At 46.5% G+C, this 15,156-nt stretch carries 13 protein-coding genes; 5 read left to right on the forward strand and 8 right to left on the reverse strand.

Going from position 1 to position 15,156, the window contains the following annotated elements:
* Positions 1-14: 14 nt before the first annotated feature.
* Positions 15-1,082 carry a LacI family DNA-binding transcriptional regulator gene (locus tag ABC831_RS00090; RefSeq protein WP_343246259.1) on the reverse strand — a complete coding sequence of 356 codons (1,068 nt, stop codon included), beginning with the start codon at positions 1,080-1,082 and terminating at the stop codon, positions 15-17.
* 371 nt (positions 1,083-1,453) lie between these two features.
* On the opposite strand from ABC831_RS00090, the gene ABC831_RS00095 reads away from it, so the two are divergent.
* Entirely contained in the window at positions 1,454-2,902 is a 1,449-nt protein-coding gene (locus ABC831_RS00095) for an alpha-L-fucosidase (RefSeq protein WP_343246260.1), read from the forward strand.
* A 93-nt stretch (positions 2,903-2,995) separates the two neighbouring features.
* Here ABC831_RS00095 and ABC831_RS00100 read toward each other — a convergent pair whose 3' ends face one another.
* The 3 genes from ABC831_RS00100 to ABC831_RS00110 all read right to left on the reverse strand — a co-directional run bounded on the left by ABC831_RS00100 (position 2,996) and on the right by ABC831_RS00110 (position 6,811).
* Positions 2,996-4,129 carry an aminotransferase class V-fold PLP-dependent enzyme gene (locus ABC831_RS00100; protein WP_343246580.1) on the reverse strand — a complete coding sequence of 378 codons (1,134 nt, stop codon included), beginning with the start codon at positions 4,127-4,129 and terminating at the stop codon, positions 2,996-2,998.
* Positions 4,130-4,153: 24 nt separating this feature from the next.
* Positions 4,154-4,777, reverse strand: a complete 624-nt coding sequence (yedF, locus tag ABC831_RS00105) for a sulfurtransferase-like selenium metabolism protein YedF (protein ID WP_343246261.1) — start codon at positions 4,775-4,777, stop codon at positions 4,154-4,156.
* Positions 4,778-5,251: 474 nt separating this feature from the next.
* The gene (locus ABC831_RS00110; RefSeq protein ID WP_425524553.1) at positions 5,252-6,811 is read right to left on the reverse strand and encodes a catalase; all 1,560 of its coding nucleotides are present in this window, start codon (positions 6,809-6,811) and stop codon (positions 5,252-5,254) included.
* Positions 6,812-7,161: 350 nt separating this feature from the next.
* Between ABC831_RS00110 and ABC831_RS00115 the strand changes: the two genes are divergently transcribed.
* The gene (locus tag ABC831_RS00115; RefSeq protein ID WP_343246262.1) at positions 7,162-7,662 is read left to right on the forward strand and encodes a superoxide dismutase family protein; all 501 of its coding nucleotides are present in this window, start codon (positions 7,162-7,164) and stop codon (positions 7,660-7,662) included.
* Between the two features lie 539 nt (positions 7,663-8,201).
* On the opposite strand, the gene ABC831_RS00120 is transcribed toward ABC831_RS00115, so the two are convergent.
* Positions 8,202-8,939: a DUF554 domain-containing protein gene (locus ABC831_RS00120; protein WP_343246263.1), complete on the reverse strand. Its 738-nt coding sequence runs from the start codon at positions 8,937-8,939 to the stop codon at positions 8,202-8,204.
* A gap of 169 nt (positions 8,940-9,108) precedes the next feature.
* Between ABC831_RS00120 and ABC831_RS00125 the strand changes: the two genes are divergently transcribed.
* Positions 9,109-9,996, forward strand: coding sequence for a LysR family transcriptional regulator (locus ABC831_RS00125; RefSeq protein WP_343246264.1), 888 nt, complete (start codon positions 9,109-9,111; stop codon positions 9,994-9,996).
* Between the two features lie 12 nt (positions 9,997-10,008).
* Here the strand turns inward: ABC831_RS00125 and ABC831_RS00130 are convergent, their stop codons facing one another.
* From ABC831_RS00130 to ABC831_RS00140, 3 genes are all read right to left on the reverse strand, one after another.
* Entirely contained in the window at positions 10,009-10,752 is a 744-nt protein-coding gene (locus ABC831_RS00130) for an ABC transporter permease (protein WP_343246265.1), read from the reverse strand.
* Positions 10,739-11,473 (reverse strand): ABC transporter ATP-binding protein, encoded by a 735-nt coding sequence (locus ABC831_RS00135; protein WP_343246266.1) that lies wholly within the window; start codon positions 11,471-11,473, stop codon positions 10,739-10,741. The genes ABC831_RS00130 and ABC831_RS00135 overlap by 14 nt, the downstream gene beginning before the upstream one ends.
* A 67-nt stretch (positions 11,474-11,540) precedes the next feature.
* Positions 11,541-12,284 (reverse strand): MerR family transcriptional regulator, encoded by a 744-nt coding sequence (locus ABC831_RS00140; RefSeq protein ID WP_343246267.1) that lies wholly within the window; start codon positions 12,282-12,284, stop codon positions 11,541-11,543.
* A gap of 345 nt (positions 12,285-12,629) precedes the next feature.
* Between ABC831_RS00140 and ABC831_RS00145 the strand changes: the two genes are divergently transcribed.
* Together ABC831_RS00145 and ABC831_RS00150 are read left to right on the forward strand one after the other, a co-directional pair.
* Positions 12,630-13,475, forward strand: a complete 846-nt coding sequence (locus ABC831_RS00145) for a YARHG domain-containing protein (protein ID WP_343246268.1) — start codon at positions 12,630-12,632, stop codon at positions 13,473-13,475.
* Between the two features lie 78 nt (positions 13,476-13,553).
* Positions 13,554-15,119 (forward strand): tetratricopeptide repeat protein, encoded by a 1,566-nt coding sequence (locus tag ABC831_RS00150; RefSeq protein ID WP_343246269.1) that lies wholly within the window; start codon positions 13,554-13,556, stop codon positions 15,117-15,119.
* Positions 15,120-15,156: the final 37 nt, after the last annotated feature.

Consider the following 15,156-nt stretch of genomic DNA (forward strand, 5'->3'; position numbering starts at 1 on the left):
ACTTTTCCTTCCAATCACCTGTTTGATGTCTCGTCGTCTAACGGACATACCGAGTCTCTCTCAATAATCTCCGAAGGAAAGATCACTTTCTTGCCTTTCATCAGATTTTTACCCATGATGTTTTCCGCCAGCATCCGGACCGCCATACGGCCCAGTTCTTCCTTCGGATAATTTACGGTTGTCAGTCTGGGATTTACATAGTTGGTGGTCTCTATATTATCAAATCCTATGACAGAGATATCCTGGGGAATCCGGAGTCCCCTCTCCTGGATCGCCCGCATGACGCCCAGCGCCATCTTATCTCCTGCGGCTTCCACTGCCTGTATCGTTTGACCGCTGTCCAGCAGTTCCTTCATTTTATTATAAGCGGTCTCGATATCCCAATGGCCATTGCGTACCAGTTCCTGATTGATCGGGACATGGTAATCCATCAGGGCCTTCAGATATCCCTGGAAACGCTCGTCCTTATGATCAAAGATGGGTCCGCCTTCTTCGATTGATTTTTTATAGGTCTCCCCGCCTATATAGGCAATATTGGTCCGGCCCATCCCGATTAGTTTACGGGTCAGTTCGTAAAAGGGCTGCTCGTATTCAACAGTTACACAGTCCAGTGTTTCCTCAAGGGGAGCATCGAAGATGGAGATAATATTTGAAAAATGTGCCACCAGCTGTCTTAGCAGATCTTTGGGCATATTACCGATCAGGATCAGCCCGTCTACCTCAGACTCCATGACTGTTTTCATGATCAATGAATTTTCCAGATCCGAAGCGCTGTAGGCGAAATTGATGGAGCATTTATTGTCAATGGCTTCCCTCTCAATTCCATGGATAATGGTGGCAAAACAGGAATCCTCGAACTTTTCCTTCGTAATGGTCAGAATATATCCGATCTTCTTCATTGTGGATTTTTTCTTTAATGATGTTTCCCGTTTTTTTGCTTTGTCATAACCCAGTTCCCGGGCGCAGTTCCAGATAATCTCTTCCGTCTCCTTCGATACGGAGAAATTTTCATCTTTATTAATCACTCTGGATACTGTCGTCAGAGAATATCCCGTTTTTTCCGCAATATCTTTTAACCTCATCGTCTACTCATCCTCACCTGTTTTTTACTAAATTTACTAAAATTAATTATAATTCTAATTTTTTTATCAGTCAACTATTTTTTGATTTTTTCATAATTTATACAAATATCTCTGTCTTTTTTTGTATAAATCAGAGACATTTCGTTGATTTTACGAAAATCATTGACGTATTTTACTAATTATGCTATGTTTGTGTCATGAATTTTCCTATCTATTTTACTCTATTTTTTACTAAACTTTACTAAATTTACTGTTATTCGTTACTATTTTACTTTTATTATGGTATCTTACAAACCGAACTATTTATCATTGTTTCAATCACAACATGCTAATGGGATAATAACCATTTTATCCCTGCCAAGGAGATCTTTATGCTGCAAAACAAATATTTACCCACAAATGAACCCAACGGGAAATATCTCCCGACCTGGGAATCATTAAACGAACACACCCTGCCGAAATGGTTCATGGATGCGAAATTCGGCATATTCATTCATTGGGGTCCGTATTCCGTACCTGCCTGGGCTCCCAAGAAGACCACTACCGGAGAATACTACAACGATCAGGTTGGCAATCATCCCTATGCGGAAATATACGGCTATGGAATGATGTACAAAGATTCCGCCGTATGGAAGCATCATAAAGCCACTTACGGCGCCGGTTTCCAATACGATGATTTTTTCCCTCAGTTCAGGGCAGAAAACTGGGATCCCGGACTGTGGGCAGAGACCTTCCGCAAAGTAGGGGCAAAATACGTCGTACTGGTAACCAAACACAGCGACTGTTACAGTATGTTTGATACTAAGCTGACCGACAGATGCTGTACAAAAGTCGGACCTATGAGAGACGTCACAGGCGAACTGACCGCCGAGCTGCGAAAACAAGGGTTAAAAGCCGGCCTCTACTATTCAACCACCTTCGACTGGTACTACCGGAATTTTCCTCATGTGATTTATAAGGAATTTACCCACGGGCAGATAAAAGAACTGGTTGATCAGTACCACCCCGACATTCTCTGGTCAGATGATTACTGGAAACCCATGGAAAAGAGCTGCAGCGATACCTGGGGCAGCAAAGAACTGATTAGCTATTTTTATAATCATTCCGAACATCCGGAGGAAGTACTGGTCAATGACCGATGGGGCTGTGAGACAGACGGACGGCAGATCGGGGACTTCTCGACTCCGGAATACACCGCTCTGCCCGGCATCCAGGATTTCTACTGGGAAACCAACCGCGGAATCGGCCGCTCCTTTGGTTACAACCAGGAAGAAGGCGAGGAGGATTATGCCTCCGCCGAAGAATTGCTCTTTATGCTTGCAGATATTGTCAGTAAAAACGGGAACTTTCTCCTTAATGTAGGACCCAGAGCGGATGGGACGATTCATCCGCTTCAGCTGGAAAGGCTTGAAGCCATCGGCTCCTGGCTCCAAATCAATGGGGAAGCAATCTATGAGACCAGACCATGGATCGATGCCGCCGGTCTGACCGCAGCCAGCGGGCGCGTCCGTTTTACGCAAAAAGGCAGCGCCGTATATGCGATCGTATTTGATACGAAAGCTTCGGACTTCACCATCCGCAACCTGTATGTGCCCACCGGTACCAACGTGGGACTTCTCGGTTCAGACGTACCCGTAGAATGGGAGCAGCAGGGGTCCGACACCGCTTTCCACCTGTCGTCCCCTCAGTCCGCCGTATCATTTGTGTTAAAATTCGAAACGGAACCGCTCCGCTTAATGAGAAAGCCCGACCGTCAGGTTCCGGAAAGCCAATCCAGTGAAATATTCCGCAGGATGGGCTACTACAGCGTTAACCTATAACTGAAAAGCAGCAAAAGGGGACATGTCCAATCTAAAATGGACATGTCCCAAACCGAAATGGACATGTCCCCTTTTGCTGTTCCCTTTTGTGGATTATCCGGCCAGCTCACGCACCGCCGCGATGGCCTGATCAATCTCTTCTTCGGTATTCGCGTTTGAAAAGCTGAACCGGACAGCGCCTTGTTCCACTGTTCCCAACGCTTCATGCATCAGCGGAGCGCAGTGTGCGCCCGGCCGCGTCGCGATCCCGTATTCTTCCGATAATGCGTCACTTATTTCAGCGGAATCATAGTCCCGGACGTTCAGCGCCACGATCGCTGCCCGTTCACCACATGCAAAGTTCCCGTACACCTTAACGCCCGGAATCTTAATTACCCCTTCATAAAAACGCATCATCAGCCTGTGTTCTCCCGACCGGATGCGATCAATACCGGTCTTACTCAGATAATCAAACGCCGCCAACAGGCCGGCGATTCCGTGGAAATTCAGCGTTCCTGCCTCTAACGCGGTGGGCATGTCTATCGGATGCCTCTTCTTATATGTCTGAATACCGCTGCCGCCTGTCTTCAGCGGCTCTATGACGATATTCTCGCGGACACAGATCCCTCCAGTTCCCTGAGGGCCCAATAGGCTCTTATGTCCGGTAAAGCACAGGATATCGATTCCCATTTGCTGCATATGAATTGGAAATACTCCTGCCGTCTGAGCGGCATCTACTGCGAACAGAATTCCTTCTCTTTTACAAAAAGCACCGATATCTGCGATGTCCACCAGATTCCCGGTCAGATTGGAAGCATGGGTGCAGATTACCATACGCGCTTTCCCTGCTGCCATCTCTTTTAGCTGCTCCTTATTAAGCTGCCCGTTTTGATCTGCGCCCGCAATCAGAAGTTCTACTCCCTTTGCCTGCATTTCATAGAGCGGCCGAAGCACGGAATTATGCTCAAGGACCGTCGTTACTACCCTGTCCCCTGGTTTTAGAATCCCTTTGACCGCTATATTTAACGCTTCTGTCGCATTGCTGGTAAACGCCACCTGCGATGGCTTTCCCAGCCCAAAGAAGTCCGCAGCCTTCTCTCTGGTCTCATATATAATTCTGGAAGCATCCAGAGATGCCCCGTGCGTACCCCGCCCGGCATTACCCGAATGCCTCATCGCCTCACCAACCGCATGAATGACCGTTTCCGGCTTCCACAGGCTGGTTGCAGCATTATCCAGATAAATCAATTTCAAACATCCTTTCTGCCCCGTCTACGGCCTGATGGTCTTCTTCGCCCATGCCATTTTCTCTACAATGGAATACATATTCGTAACACTTCCGACGGCCAGTTTTTCCGTAAGGCCATAATAATTCAGGCATGTTCCGCAGGTCAAAATCTCTACTCCCTGACTTTCCATATATTTCAGATCCTCAAGAGAATCCGAGTCTTCTGTTGTCAGCCTCGCTCCTCCGTTATAAAACAGGATCGCATCGGGCAGCGGCTCAAGCTGTGAAACCGCAAACAGAAATCCTTTTATCAAAAGTCTGCCCAGTTCTCCCTCACCGGCTCCCATCTGATCAGACGCCACCACCACGACCGTTCCGCCCTGATCCCTATCTGCCTGGCAGTTAGCGGTGCTATCACTTACATTGGTTTCTGCGTTCCCAGCGGCTTCCTTTTCCAGGGTAATCGTCAGTTTGAATTCCTGCCCGGATAATTTCTCCGCTTCGCAGACTGCTCCGGAATAACCGGCCATTTTTTCCACGTTCTTCACAGCCGTTTCATTGTCTACCAGAATTTCAACCACACCAGACCCGTTCAGCTCTTGAATCGCTTTTTTTGCCTTAATGACAGGAACCGGGCACCTGTCTCCTCTGGCATCTATGTGTATCATTTTCTTATCCACCTCCTGTTTTATCTGTTCTCTATCATATCACAAACATGGATTTTAGGATAGATTAGCGGCATTTTTCTTTCCTGCACTGTGTAATCCCTTGGGTGACTATCCGAACCCTGGTTTTTGAACGTTTCCTGGTTTTCAGATAGTCTCTGTTTTCGGGTATTTCGGTTTTCGGGTATTTCGGTTTTCGGATAGTCCATGTCACCGGGCATGCCGCTTCTCAGACAGCCATGATTTTCGGTGAGTCTCCCGATAGAATTCTTTATAGCTATGAGCGTTTAGCGCCCGTACTTTGGTTCCTTACATGCGATTCTCGAATCATAGTCAGCGTTTTTTGAGCGCTGCAATTTTTTATTATAGAAACACTTCTCTGCTGCACACAAAGCAGCACACCACATTGGTACGCTGCTTTGTATAAAGCTATAATTAAATCAGTTTTCGCAGATCAAATCATTTTTTTGCATCAGATTACTGCATAGTCTCCGGCAGCGTAGCCCGGATCAAACCATCATTATCCAGCTTGGAAAGTTCTTTCACTTTTTCCAGGGACAGTCCGGCAGCTTCAGCAAACCGTTCGCCATATTCCGTATCCGCCAGATAGCAGTGAACCGCATGGCGGTATTTGATATTCTCTGTAACGGGAGCAATGTCCGCAGCCGTGTTCTGAATCAGGATTTCCTTCTTATCTTCCGCCAGCACACGCCACAAATCCCCTCCGGCGCGGAAGCAGTCATCCGTAGGATCTTCTTTCGGGTCATAGGTATACATCGCTCCATCCAGATTAAGCGGCGGCTCCATGACCTCCGGTTGGGCCGTCCATGCGCCATAGCTGTTCGGCGAGTATGCCGGGGCACCGCCGTAGTTGCCGTCCATGCGCATAGCGCCGTCCCGGTGGTACTCATGAACTTCCACTTTTGCGCGGTTTACCGGAATATGATTGTGATTCACCCCCAGCCGGTAACGCTGAGCGTCTCCGTATGCAAACAGCCTGCCCTGCAGGAAACGGTCCGGAGAAAAGCCTATGCCCGGCACCACATGGGCAGGGGCGAAAGCCGCCTGTTCCACTTCAGCAAAATAATTCTCCGGATTGCGGTTCAGAACCAGTTCGCCCACCTCTATCAGCGGGTATTCCGCGTGTCTCCAGATCTTCGTGATGTCAAATGGATTCTCATAATGGTTTTTCGCCTGTTCTTCTGTCATGATCTGAACATACATCGTCCACTTGGGATAATCTCCCCGTTCTATGGCTTCATACAGGTCCGCTCCATGATACTCACGGTCAACAGCGTTAATCCTGGCGGCCTCTTCATTGGACAGGTTTTTGATCCCCTGCTGTGTCTTAAAGTGGAATTTGCACCAGACCCTCTCATTCTTCTCATTATAGAAAGAGAAGGTATGCTCACCGAAGAAATGCATATTGCGAAAAGAGGCAGGAATGCCCCGGTCACTCATAACCACAGTCACCTGATGAAAACACTCCGGAAGCAGTGTCCAAAAATCCCAGTTGTTCTGGGCAGAACGGCGCCCGGTTCGGGGATCACGTTTTACAGCACGGTTTAAATCAGAAAAATTATGTACATCGCGCAGGAAAAAAGTCGGGGTGTTATTGCCAACCAGATCCCAGTTCCCTTCCTCGGTATAAAATTTTACAGCCACGCCCCGGATGTCGCGTTCACAGTCGGCCGCGCCGCGTTCCCCAGCAACCGTGGAGAAACGGACGAACACTTCCGTCACAGCGCCGGGCTTTAGTACTTTCGCCTTTGTATACCGGGAAATATCATGGGTGACCTTGAACTCCCCGTGGGCCCCCCACCCTTTTGCGTGCATACGGCGTTCCGGTATGACCTCCCGGTTAAAGTGCGCCATTTTTTCCATAAGCCAGACGTCCTGCATCATAACCGGTCCACGCGGGCCCGCGGTTAGGGCATTCTCATTCTCCGCCACCGGTGCGCCAACTTCATTTGTTAACTTTTTTAGATTCGTATAATCGCTCATATTGTTTACCTTTCTTTTGTTGTTGCAAACCATCGGGAACATACCGGCTGCTTTCCGGCACGATCAGTCTCTATCCACCGCCTCACTTAGTATGGTGTATCTGCAATCACAGATACAGGCTCACCTCGCCGCCTGGTCCGCGTATCTGGAAAAAAGAAGCACACATCCGATGCACATTGCAATAATCAGATAAAGCCCGTCAAATACCGCTCAAATAATCCAAATACACGTTTCCTATTACCGTTTCCTCCTCTCCGTCTTTATAATAATAATATTAATTACTATTATTAGATTATTCCTTTTTTTAAAAATTGTCAACCAAAATATTCCAAAACATCAAAAACGGCATATCCTATATCAAACCCTTATGAAAAGGATTCCTTATGCAACCTTATCAGCAGCAACCATCCCCAAGTCAGTCTTTTATCCGTCAGATCGCCGGCAATCACCCACAGGCCCTCGCCTGGGTTCGTGGCGGCAGCGCATATCCGGGGATCAGCGGACTTATCAAATTTTATGATACCCCTTACACAGGGATTGTAGTGGAGGCGGAAGTATTCGGGCTGCCAAATATCACCGCCCCCGGCTCTTCTGATTTTTACGCCATGCACATCCATGAATATGGTGACTGCACCGATCACTTCGCCCATGCCGGCGGGCACTACAACCCGCAAGACACTCCCCACCCCCAGCATGCCGGTGATCTGCCCCCGCTGCTCAGCAGCCAGGGATACGCCTGGTCCGTATTTTACGACAAACGGTTTCAAGTGAATGATATAATCGGCCGCTCCGTCATCATCCATGCCAACCGGGACGACTTCACCTCCCAGCCTTCCGGTGATTCCGGGCAAATGATTGCCTGCGGCGTAATCTATCCCGAGTAATACCGCTGCACAAAAGGGGACAGCTGACAGTATCAGGGATGACACACCTGCGATACTGCCAGCTGTGCGGCTGCGCTTCGGCTGGTTATCAAATGCGCACAAAAAACACCATAGAGGTTAACTAATCTCCACGGTGCAAAATCTGTTCCCGGCTAAACCCTTCGTTCATTCAGCCTTCCAGTATTTATACATGTGTAATACACGTTTTATACGGCTTTGGCAAGTCAGTCCTGTTAAACGCACTGCAAAAGTATTTTTTACGTATCTCGTACAGGTCGAAAGCATCCATGACTAAGATAATGGGATAATAGGGGGAAAATTGAGGCAAAAACAGCCAAGCAGAGTCTAAACTTCACAATCTATCTTTAATTATTTCACAATTCATTTAAAATTTCATAATATCAGATACATATCTTCCTATTATACTTTAATCATAGTCAACAAGACAACAACTTCTTTTTCATAAATGACCTCCTTTTTCATATAAAGCCGATGGAAAAATCCATCGGCTTTCTCCTTGTCTTTTTTCAGCTGACTACTCATAGTGAAAAAATGTGAAACATCTTCAGCAGCTCATATAGAACAGGAATAATGAGGGCAGGCAGCATATTTCCAACCGGGAATTTCTTGCCGAAGGATACGTTGATGCCCACGCAGAAAATCAGCGCCGAACCTATGTAAGAAAGATTGGCAATCAGAGGGTCACTGACAAACACGCCAAACAGTGAGCACAGCAGGGTAATCAGGCCCTGATAAACGAAAATCGGGATAGCGGAGAACAGCACTCCGATCCCGTAAGTGGAAGCGCAGACCAGAACGATCACAAAGTCCAGCACGGACTTTACCGCCAGCATGGAGTAATCCCCGGTCAGCCCATCCTGCAGGGAACCCACGATGGCCATGGCGCCCACACAGATAATCAAAGAGGTATTTACAAAGCCCTCCACAAAATGATTGTCGTTTTTCGCATGGACAGCGGCCTTCAGCTTTTCTCCCATCTGCTCCATTCTGGCTTCCACGTTTATGATCTGCCCCAGCAGGCTTCCCAGAACCAGGGAAAATATGAGAAGCATCGTCCCCTGCGTCTCGATGCCGGTTTCGGTAACTACAAGCATATGCTGCAGCGTACCGGTGACGCCGATAAAAATGATGGCGACTCCGCTCCCCTTCATCATGGTATCCTGTATCTTATCGTTCAGACCGTTCTTGAACAGCATACCGAGCGCGCTTCCTCCGAGGACGGCCGCTGTGTTGATCAATGTCCCTAACCCAATCATATTTTCCTCCCTGTGTGCGGTTTCCTGATATTTATGGGAAGGGATTGGCCCTGGATGCTCCCATAAAGCTTTATTGACGGATAACTAATAATACTATAAAATAAGTGAAAGAATAAGTAAAATTAATATAATTTAGAATAATTATAAATTTCATTTATAGGTGATGGGAATGGATCTCAGGGAATTGAGGATATTTGTAAAAGCAGCGGAAAAGCTGAATTTTTCCAGAACGGCGGAGGAACTTGGCTATACACAGGCCAACGTGACCCACCAGATTAAGAACCTGGAAGCGGAACTGGGGGTCTTGCTTTTTGACCGGATCGGGAGGAATATCTATCTGACGCAGGACGGGAATCTGTTCCTTACGCATGCCCGGAAAGTGCTGTCGGACAGCGATTCCCTGAAAGAATTATTTCACACGGATAAACGTCATGTGGGAAAGATCAATGTGGGCATGTCGGAGTCGATTCTGGCTGCCGAATTTCCCGGTATGATCGAGGAATATCACCGGAAATATCCGAAGATCCAGGTCTGCGTCAAGGTAGGAACGAGAGAAATGATGTATGATATGCTGCTGCATAATGAGCTGGATTTTGCATATATCATCGACCAGAATATCATCGGTTCCGAGTGGGTGGGCCGTGTGATCAAGGAAGAAACCGTCTATTTCCTGGCATCTCCCAGCCATCCGCTGGCGGTCCGGTCAAAGCGCGGCGGGAGGATCGGTGTGGAAGAGATATTAAACGAAGAATTGATTCTGACAGAATGCCATGTGGGATACAGCTATGCATTGAGCCAGCTGTTATCCCTGAATGGCATGACGCTAAGCCCCTATCTGGAAACCGGGAATACGGAGGTGATCCGCAGGCTGCTGGAGAAGAACCAGGGGATCTCCTATCTGCCCTTATACATAGTAGAAAAAGAGCTGGCGGATAAAACGATCGTGCCGATCCGGATTCCGGAATATGAGGTGCTTATTTACCGCCAGGTATTCTGGCATAAGAATAAATTCCTGACGGTTCCCATGAAAGAGTTCATGAGGCTGTTGGAAGCCTGAACCGCAGACGGTTCATTCCCATTTAAAACATTTAACAGAAATGAGAATACAGGCAGCAGCGGTCACAGCCATTATAAAGACCGGCAATACAGCCTGCTCAGCCTTAAGCCCCAGGGTGGCCGCCTTCAGCAGCTTGATCCCCTGTGTCAGCGGCAATACATCCGCTGCCTTCTGAAGCGCTGCGGGCATCACCTCATAGGGCAGTGTCGCTCCCGAGAAAATCAGCATCGGGAAATACAGCAAACTGGCAATCACGCCGGCGATTTTAGTATTTGGGGCAATACCGCCCACCATCATGCCGATGCTGAACATAGAAATAATCACCAGCAGATAGCCTCCTAAAAAGTGCGGAAATGATCCGGCAAAGCGGTACCCAAAGAATAAGGCGGCCGTAAGATACAGCAGAATAAGGGAAACTACCGCATAGATCGTATAAATAGTTACCTGGACAACCAGGAGCAGGGAGGGGCTTACCGGAGTTACTTTATAATGTTTTAAGACCCCCCGGCTCCTGTAATCTGAAACGACCAGCGGCAATCCCATCACGCCGCCGGCGCAGATGGATATAGCAGCCAGTGCTCCGAAGGACTGCTCCAAAAAAGTATACCCCGCGCCGTCAAAGGCCGGCTGGTCTGCGTATATAACGCCAAGAATGAGGAGTACAACCAGGGGCATACAAATCGCAAATATAAACATATCCATTCCCCGCAGGGATAATTTAAGTTCTGTTTTCAGCATTGTCTTAAAAGATTTCATCTGTTTTCTCCTCCCTGTCTGCGTACCAAAGATAGGCGTCCTCGAATGTATAGCAGGAACTGCTTTTTACCGCCTCCGAAACCGTGCCGGAAAACACGATTTTCCCCTTTTTCAAAATACAGATCCGGTCACACAGAACTTCAACCTCATCCATAAAATGGGAGGTCAGAAGAATTGTCACCCCTTTTTCTTTGAGAGCCGACAGTATTTTCCAGACTTCCCGGCGCGCCTTTGCGTCCAGTCCTGTAGTCAGCTCATCCAGAAAGACGACTTCCGGCTCCGGAATGAGTGCCAGAACGATAAACAGACGCTGACGCTGTCCGCCGGATAAATCTTTGACCAGGCTTTTTTTACTGTCACCGATACCGAATCTGTCCAGAAGTTCAGACGGGCTGGCTGCATGCCGGTACAGGGATGCTGTCACTTCGCACAGCTCGGCTACGGTGATTTTGTCCGGATAGCTGGCTTCCTGAAATTGTACGCCAACCCGCTCGAACAGCTTCCTTCGGCTGGTCAGCGGATTCATGCCCAGAACGGATACTTTCCCGCTGTCTGCCTTTTTGGTGCCCAAGATGCATTCCATGGTGGTGCTTTTACCGGCCCCATTAGCGCCCAGCAGCCCGAATACGGTTCCCCGGGGCACAGACAGGTCTATGTTGTCCGCCGCGATCCGCTTGCCATAAGATTTTGTGAGATGCTCTACTTTGATTACTTCCTGCATATGATTACCTCCTTGTTTGTGTAAAAAGAATACCACCAATACAAACATTGGTGGTAAAGTGGAGGGTTCAGGAAAAACTGATTTTCATTGCCTGCAGTTTTTCAATTAAAAGCCGGGCATTGCGCTCGGCGGCGGACAGCGAGGTGATCAGTTTATCACACACCGCGATAATGTCCGTATCGTCCTTCGGCGTATCCAGTACCTTTTTGATATCCACCTCCGGATTTTCTGATAATTGCTGCAGCATCCGCAAAATCGCTTCCAGTGAATAATTCGCGCAGCGCAGGGAACGGATAATCTTCAAACGCTTGATGTCCTGGTCTGTGTAAACCCGGTATCCATTTTGTCTGCGCCTGACCGTAAGCAGACCATTCATCTCCCAATTCCGCAGCGTGTCCATAGAAATATCCAGATAGTCGGATACTTCACTGCGTTTCAGGAAGTGCGCGTTTTCCTGGGTTTGACCGGATAGAATCCGCTTTACGATTTCGATCGCTTCCTCTGCATTTCTGCGTTCTTGTCTAAGCTGGATCAGGTATTCCTGTGTGAGTGCCAGTGCGGTGTCAAAGTCACCTGATGCCGACACTTTTACCATGCGGGCAATCTTCTTTCGAAGGCCATTTTGCAGCACCTCAACCTGAAAAGCAAGACGCGCAAGCTTGAATTGCTGGATATGAAAATCAGTGTATATACGGTATCCGTTCGGTCTGCGTTCCGGCTTCGGTATGAGAGCCAGTTCCTCATATAGCCTTACTGTATTTGGATGTACCCCTACGATTGCCGCGACCTGGGCTGTTCTGTATGTGTTCATGGGTTGACCTCCCTTAAGTAAGTAGATCATAACATAAATCCGAAGTCTGGTGTTATAGTGGAGGGTATTGGATTTATTATTCCTGAATACCGGCTCTGCTATCCTGATTCGTAAAAATTAAAATGGCCAAAATTTAATATGGTCAATTATGCCCGGGGAATATATAATAGATACTATATTTTACTATAGGATTCTGATCGATACGATAATATAATGCGGTAAAGTATGGTGCAATACGTTATTAATCAGCATGCATTAAGTTATGAAATATCCGCCCGGAAGGGCTTAGCATAAAAGAGACGTTAATGACAGCAGCAGTATACAGAAACAGGAGGTTGAACCCGGATGCTCAGAAAACTTACAGTATTAAGCGTAATTCTATTGATCTTTCAGGCCCTCGGATGCGGTACGGCTCCGGAACAGAAAGATTATTCTTCGTACAGCGGTTTATGGACCACAGGAGGTTATTCGCAGGAATACACTGCGGCACAGGGCGGTGCCAGCTTGTCGCTGGAAATCGAACAGAACAGGATGTCAGGAAGCTATTATTATAATACCAGCTCTTATAACAGGGAGGCAGGGGTAGATGAGATTTCCTGTGAAATCAGGGACGGACAGGCAGAGTATGCCTTTGATGACGATGGCTGGGGCAGCAGCGGTGTGCTGCGGTTTGTATTCAACGGGGATGAGATCGCCATAACGGTGGAAGACTTAAAGTTAAGTGACAGCAATCCGATCGGGATGTCGGTCACCAGTTCCACAGTGCGGCGCCAGGGAAGCGTTTCGGACCCGGAAATATTACCGGACGGCGGCTCGTCAGATGAAAATGACCTGGCAGCATACAGGGTACAATGTTCTTTCTGGCCTGAGGTAGTGCGGTGGCATGAACAGCACGAACGTACCGGTATGGACATTGTCATGGAGCCGATGTTTGAAACAGACAAAAGAAAATATAAAGAGGAAGATTTTCAGGATTGCCCGAATCTCATAATCCATCTGGCAAAAAATGAAATCTATGCCAGACATGGTTACATGTTCAGTGATCCGGATCTGGATGCGTATTTCCGGGGACAGGAATGGTATAATCCCGAGACGGCGGCGGATGAGTTTGATGCCTCAGTGTTTAATGAGGTTGAGCAGGAAAATGTGGAACTGTTGGCTAAGCTGGATCATTGGGAGCCTCAAAGTTAAGTGATAGCAATGTTGTAGGTCCTTTTATTAATAATATAATTATGGATAAAGATATATAGTATCTGGGGAGGAAAACATATGTCTGAACGCTATCGGTGCATTAAGATTTATTGCGAGGAACAAGGATGCAGGAACTGTCCGGTTATTCTTCAAAAAAGCGGGCTGTTTTTTGATTCGGTAAAATCCCTGAACTTACTGCAGTTCAAATTTATCAATCTTCAGCCCAAAAATATCGAGGCATTAAAACTAAAGATTCAATGCTTTGACCTCGATCAAAATCCGTTGGGTGGTCATGTGCTTTTCCAATACATGGATTTGAATGTGGGGAAGAACGAATCGTTCGGTGAACAGACCCCTGTATATTTATCGCAAAACGGTGCCAGAAAATTCAACATTTATGTTAAGAAGGTCTATTTTGAGGATGATTCCTATTGGGAAGGGGACGCGTTGCTCAGACCGCTATCGCCGCAAAAGGATTTAGAAGAATTTGGAGAACTAAAGCAGCAATTTTTATTAGAACTTAAGAAGGTTTGGAGTAAAACAGAGGGAAATATATACCCCGAAGATCTGGAAGATTTTTGGTACTGTACCTGTGGCGCTGTTAACTTAAAATCCCAAACAGAATGTATTGCGTGTGATATATCGAAAAACAAGCTGTTTTCCCTGTTGAATTTCGGGTTCCTTTTAGAGCAAAAAAAAGAACGAGAGGAACAGGAGGCTCTAACTGTTCAAAAGAAAAAAAGAGTGAGGAGAAAAAGAAGAATTGCGTTGCTATCTTGTGTCAGCGCAACGGCAGTCTTGTGTGCGGGTATATTTTTATACATAGAAATCATACGTCCGAATAATCTTTACCAACAGGCAAATATAGATCTGGAAAATGGGAATTATGTGGATGCCCGAAATATTTATATAGAATTAGGGGATTATAAAGATTCCGGGAATAAACAAGTAGAAGCAAGATATCTCGAAGCGGAAAAGACTTTAGAGTTAAGAAGATATGATGAAGCGGAAAAGATATATGAAGAATTAAATAATTATAAGGATTCACAAACAAAGAAATTGGAATGTATTTATCAAAAAGCAGATGAACTGCTGGAAAATAAAAAATATGCAGATGCTGTTAAATTATATACGGAATTGGGTGAATATAAAGACAGTTCCTTTAAGACAGAGAAAGCTAATTTCAAATTAGCTCAATTTTATATGGAACAAGGAGAGTTAAAAGAGGCTTATTCCATATTGAAAGAAATCAAACAGGTTGATTTGCTGGACGACTACCAGGATACGTATAATGAATGCAGATATCAGATAGCGCAGTATAATATGAAACACAGAAATATGCAGACTGCATACAAGGAATTCGTGAATATAATAAGATATAAGGATTCCCGATATCTGGCGGCTACTTGTGCAGTCAATATTTTATCGTCTTCATATCTGGTAAAAGAAGAAATAGATGTACTCATAAAAGATTTTTCCAGAGATTTTGATGATGATCAACTGGCTGCTATTATATATAGCGCTTATGACATGACTGATCGTGATGATATGCTTCTTGGTGTGGCAATTATAGATGGAATAAGCTATGCGGGATATCGTGAATGGCTGGACAGCGGGAAAAGCCTGATATCTGCTTTTCAATAATATCAGCGGGTATTATTCATTTAATAGAAAAGATGTT

The sequence above is a fragment of the Diplocloster hominis genome (genome assembly GCF_032380655.1).
Taxonomy (GTDB): domain Bacteria; phylum Bacillota; class Clostridia; order Lachnospirales; family Lachnospiraceae; genus Diplocloster; species Diplocloster hominis.

Excerpts from the sequence above, each read along its gene's own strand:
- ABC831_RS00090 (WP_343246259.1), bottom strand. The coding sequence starts at position 1,082 with ATGAGGTTAAAAGATATTGCGGAAAAAACGGGATATTCTCTGACGACA.
- ABC831_RS00095 (WP_343246260.1), top strand. The coding sequence starts at position 1,454 with ATGCTGCAAAACAAATATTTACCCACAAATGAACCCAACGGGAAATAT.
- yedF (WP_343246261.1), bottom strand. The coding sequence starts at position 4,777 with ATGATACACATAGATGCCAGAGGAGACAGGTGCCCGGTTCCTGTCATT.
- ABC831_RS00110 (WP_425524553.1), bottom strand. The coding sequence starts at position 6,811 with ATGGTTTGCAACAACAAAAGAAAGGTAAACAATATGAGCGATTATACG.
- ABC831_RS00115 (WP_343246262.1), top strand. The coding sequence starts at position 7,162 with ATGCAACCTTATCAGCAGCAACCATCCCCAAGTCAGTCTTTTATCCGT.
- ABC831_RS00120 (WP_343246263.1), bottom strand. The coding sequence starts at position 8,939 with ATGATTGGGTTAGGGACATTGATCAACACAGCGGCCGTCCTCGGAGGA.
- ABC831_RS00125 (WP_343246264.1), top strand. The coding sequence starts at position 9,109 with ATGGATCTCAGGGAATTGAGGATATTTGTAAAAGCAGCGGAAAAGCTG.
- ABC831_RS00130 (WP_343246265.1), bottom strand. The coding sequence starts at position 10,752 with ATGAAATCTTTTAAGACAATGCTGAAAACAGAACTTAAATTATCCCTG.
- ABC831_RS00135 (WP_343246266.1), bottom strand. The coding sequence starts at position 11,473 with ATGCAGGAAGTAATCAAAGTAGAGCATCTCACAAAATCTTATGGCAAG.
- ABC831_RS00140 (WP_343246267.1), bottom strand. The coding sequence starts at position 12,284 with ATGAACACATACAGAACAGCCCAGGTCGCGGCAATCGTAGGGGTACAT.
- ABC831_RS00145 (WP_343246268.1), top strand. The coding sequence starts at position 12,630 with ATGCTCAGAAAACTTACAGTATTAAGCGTAATTCTATTGATCTTTCAG.
- ABC831_RS00150 (WP_343246269.1), top strand. The coding sequence starts at position 13,554 with ATGTCTGAACGCTATCGGTGCATTAAGATTTATTGCGAGGAACAAGGA.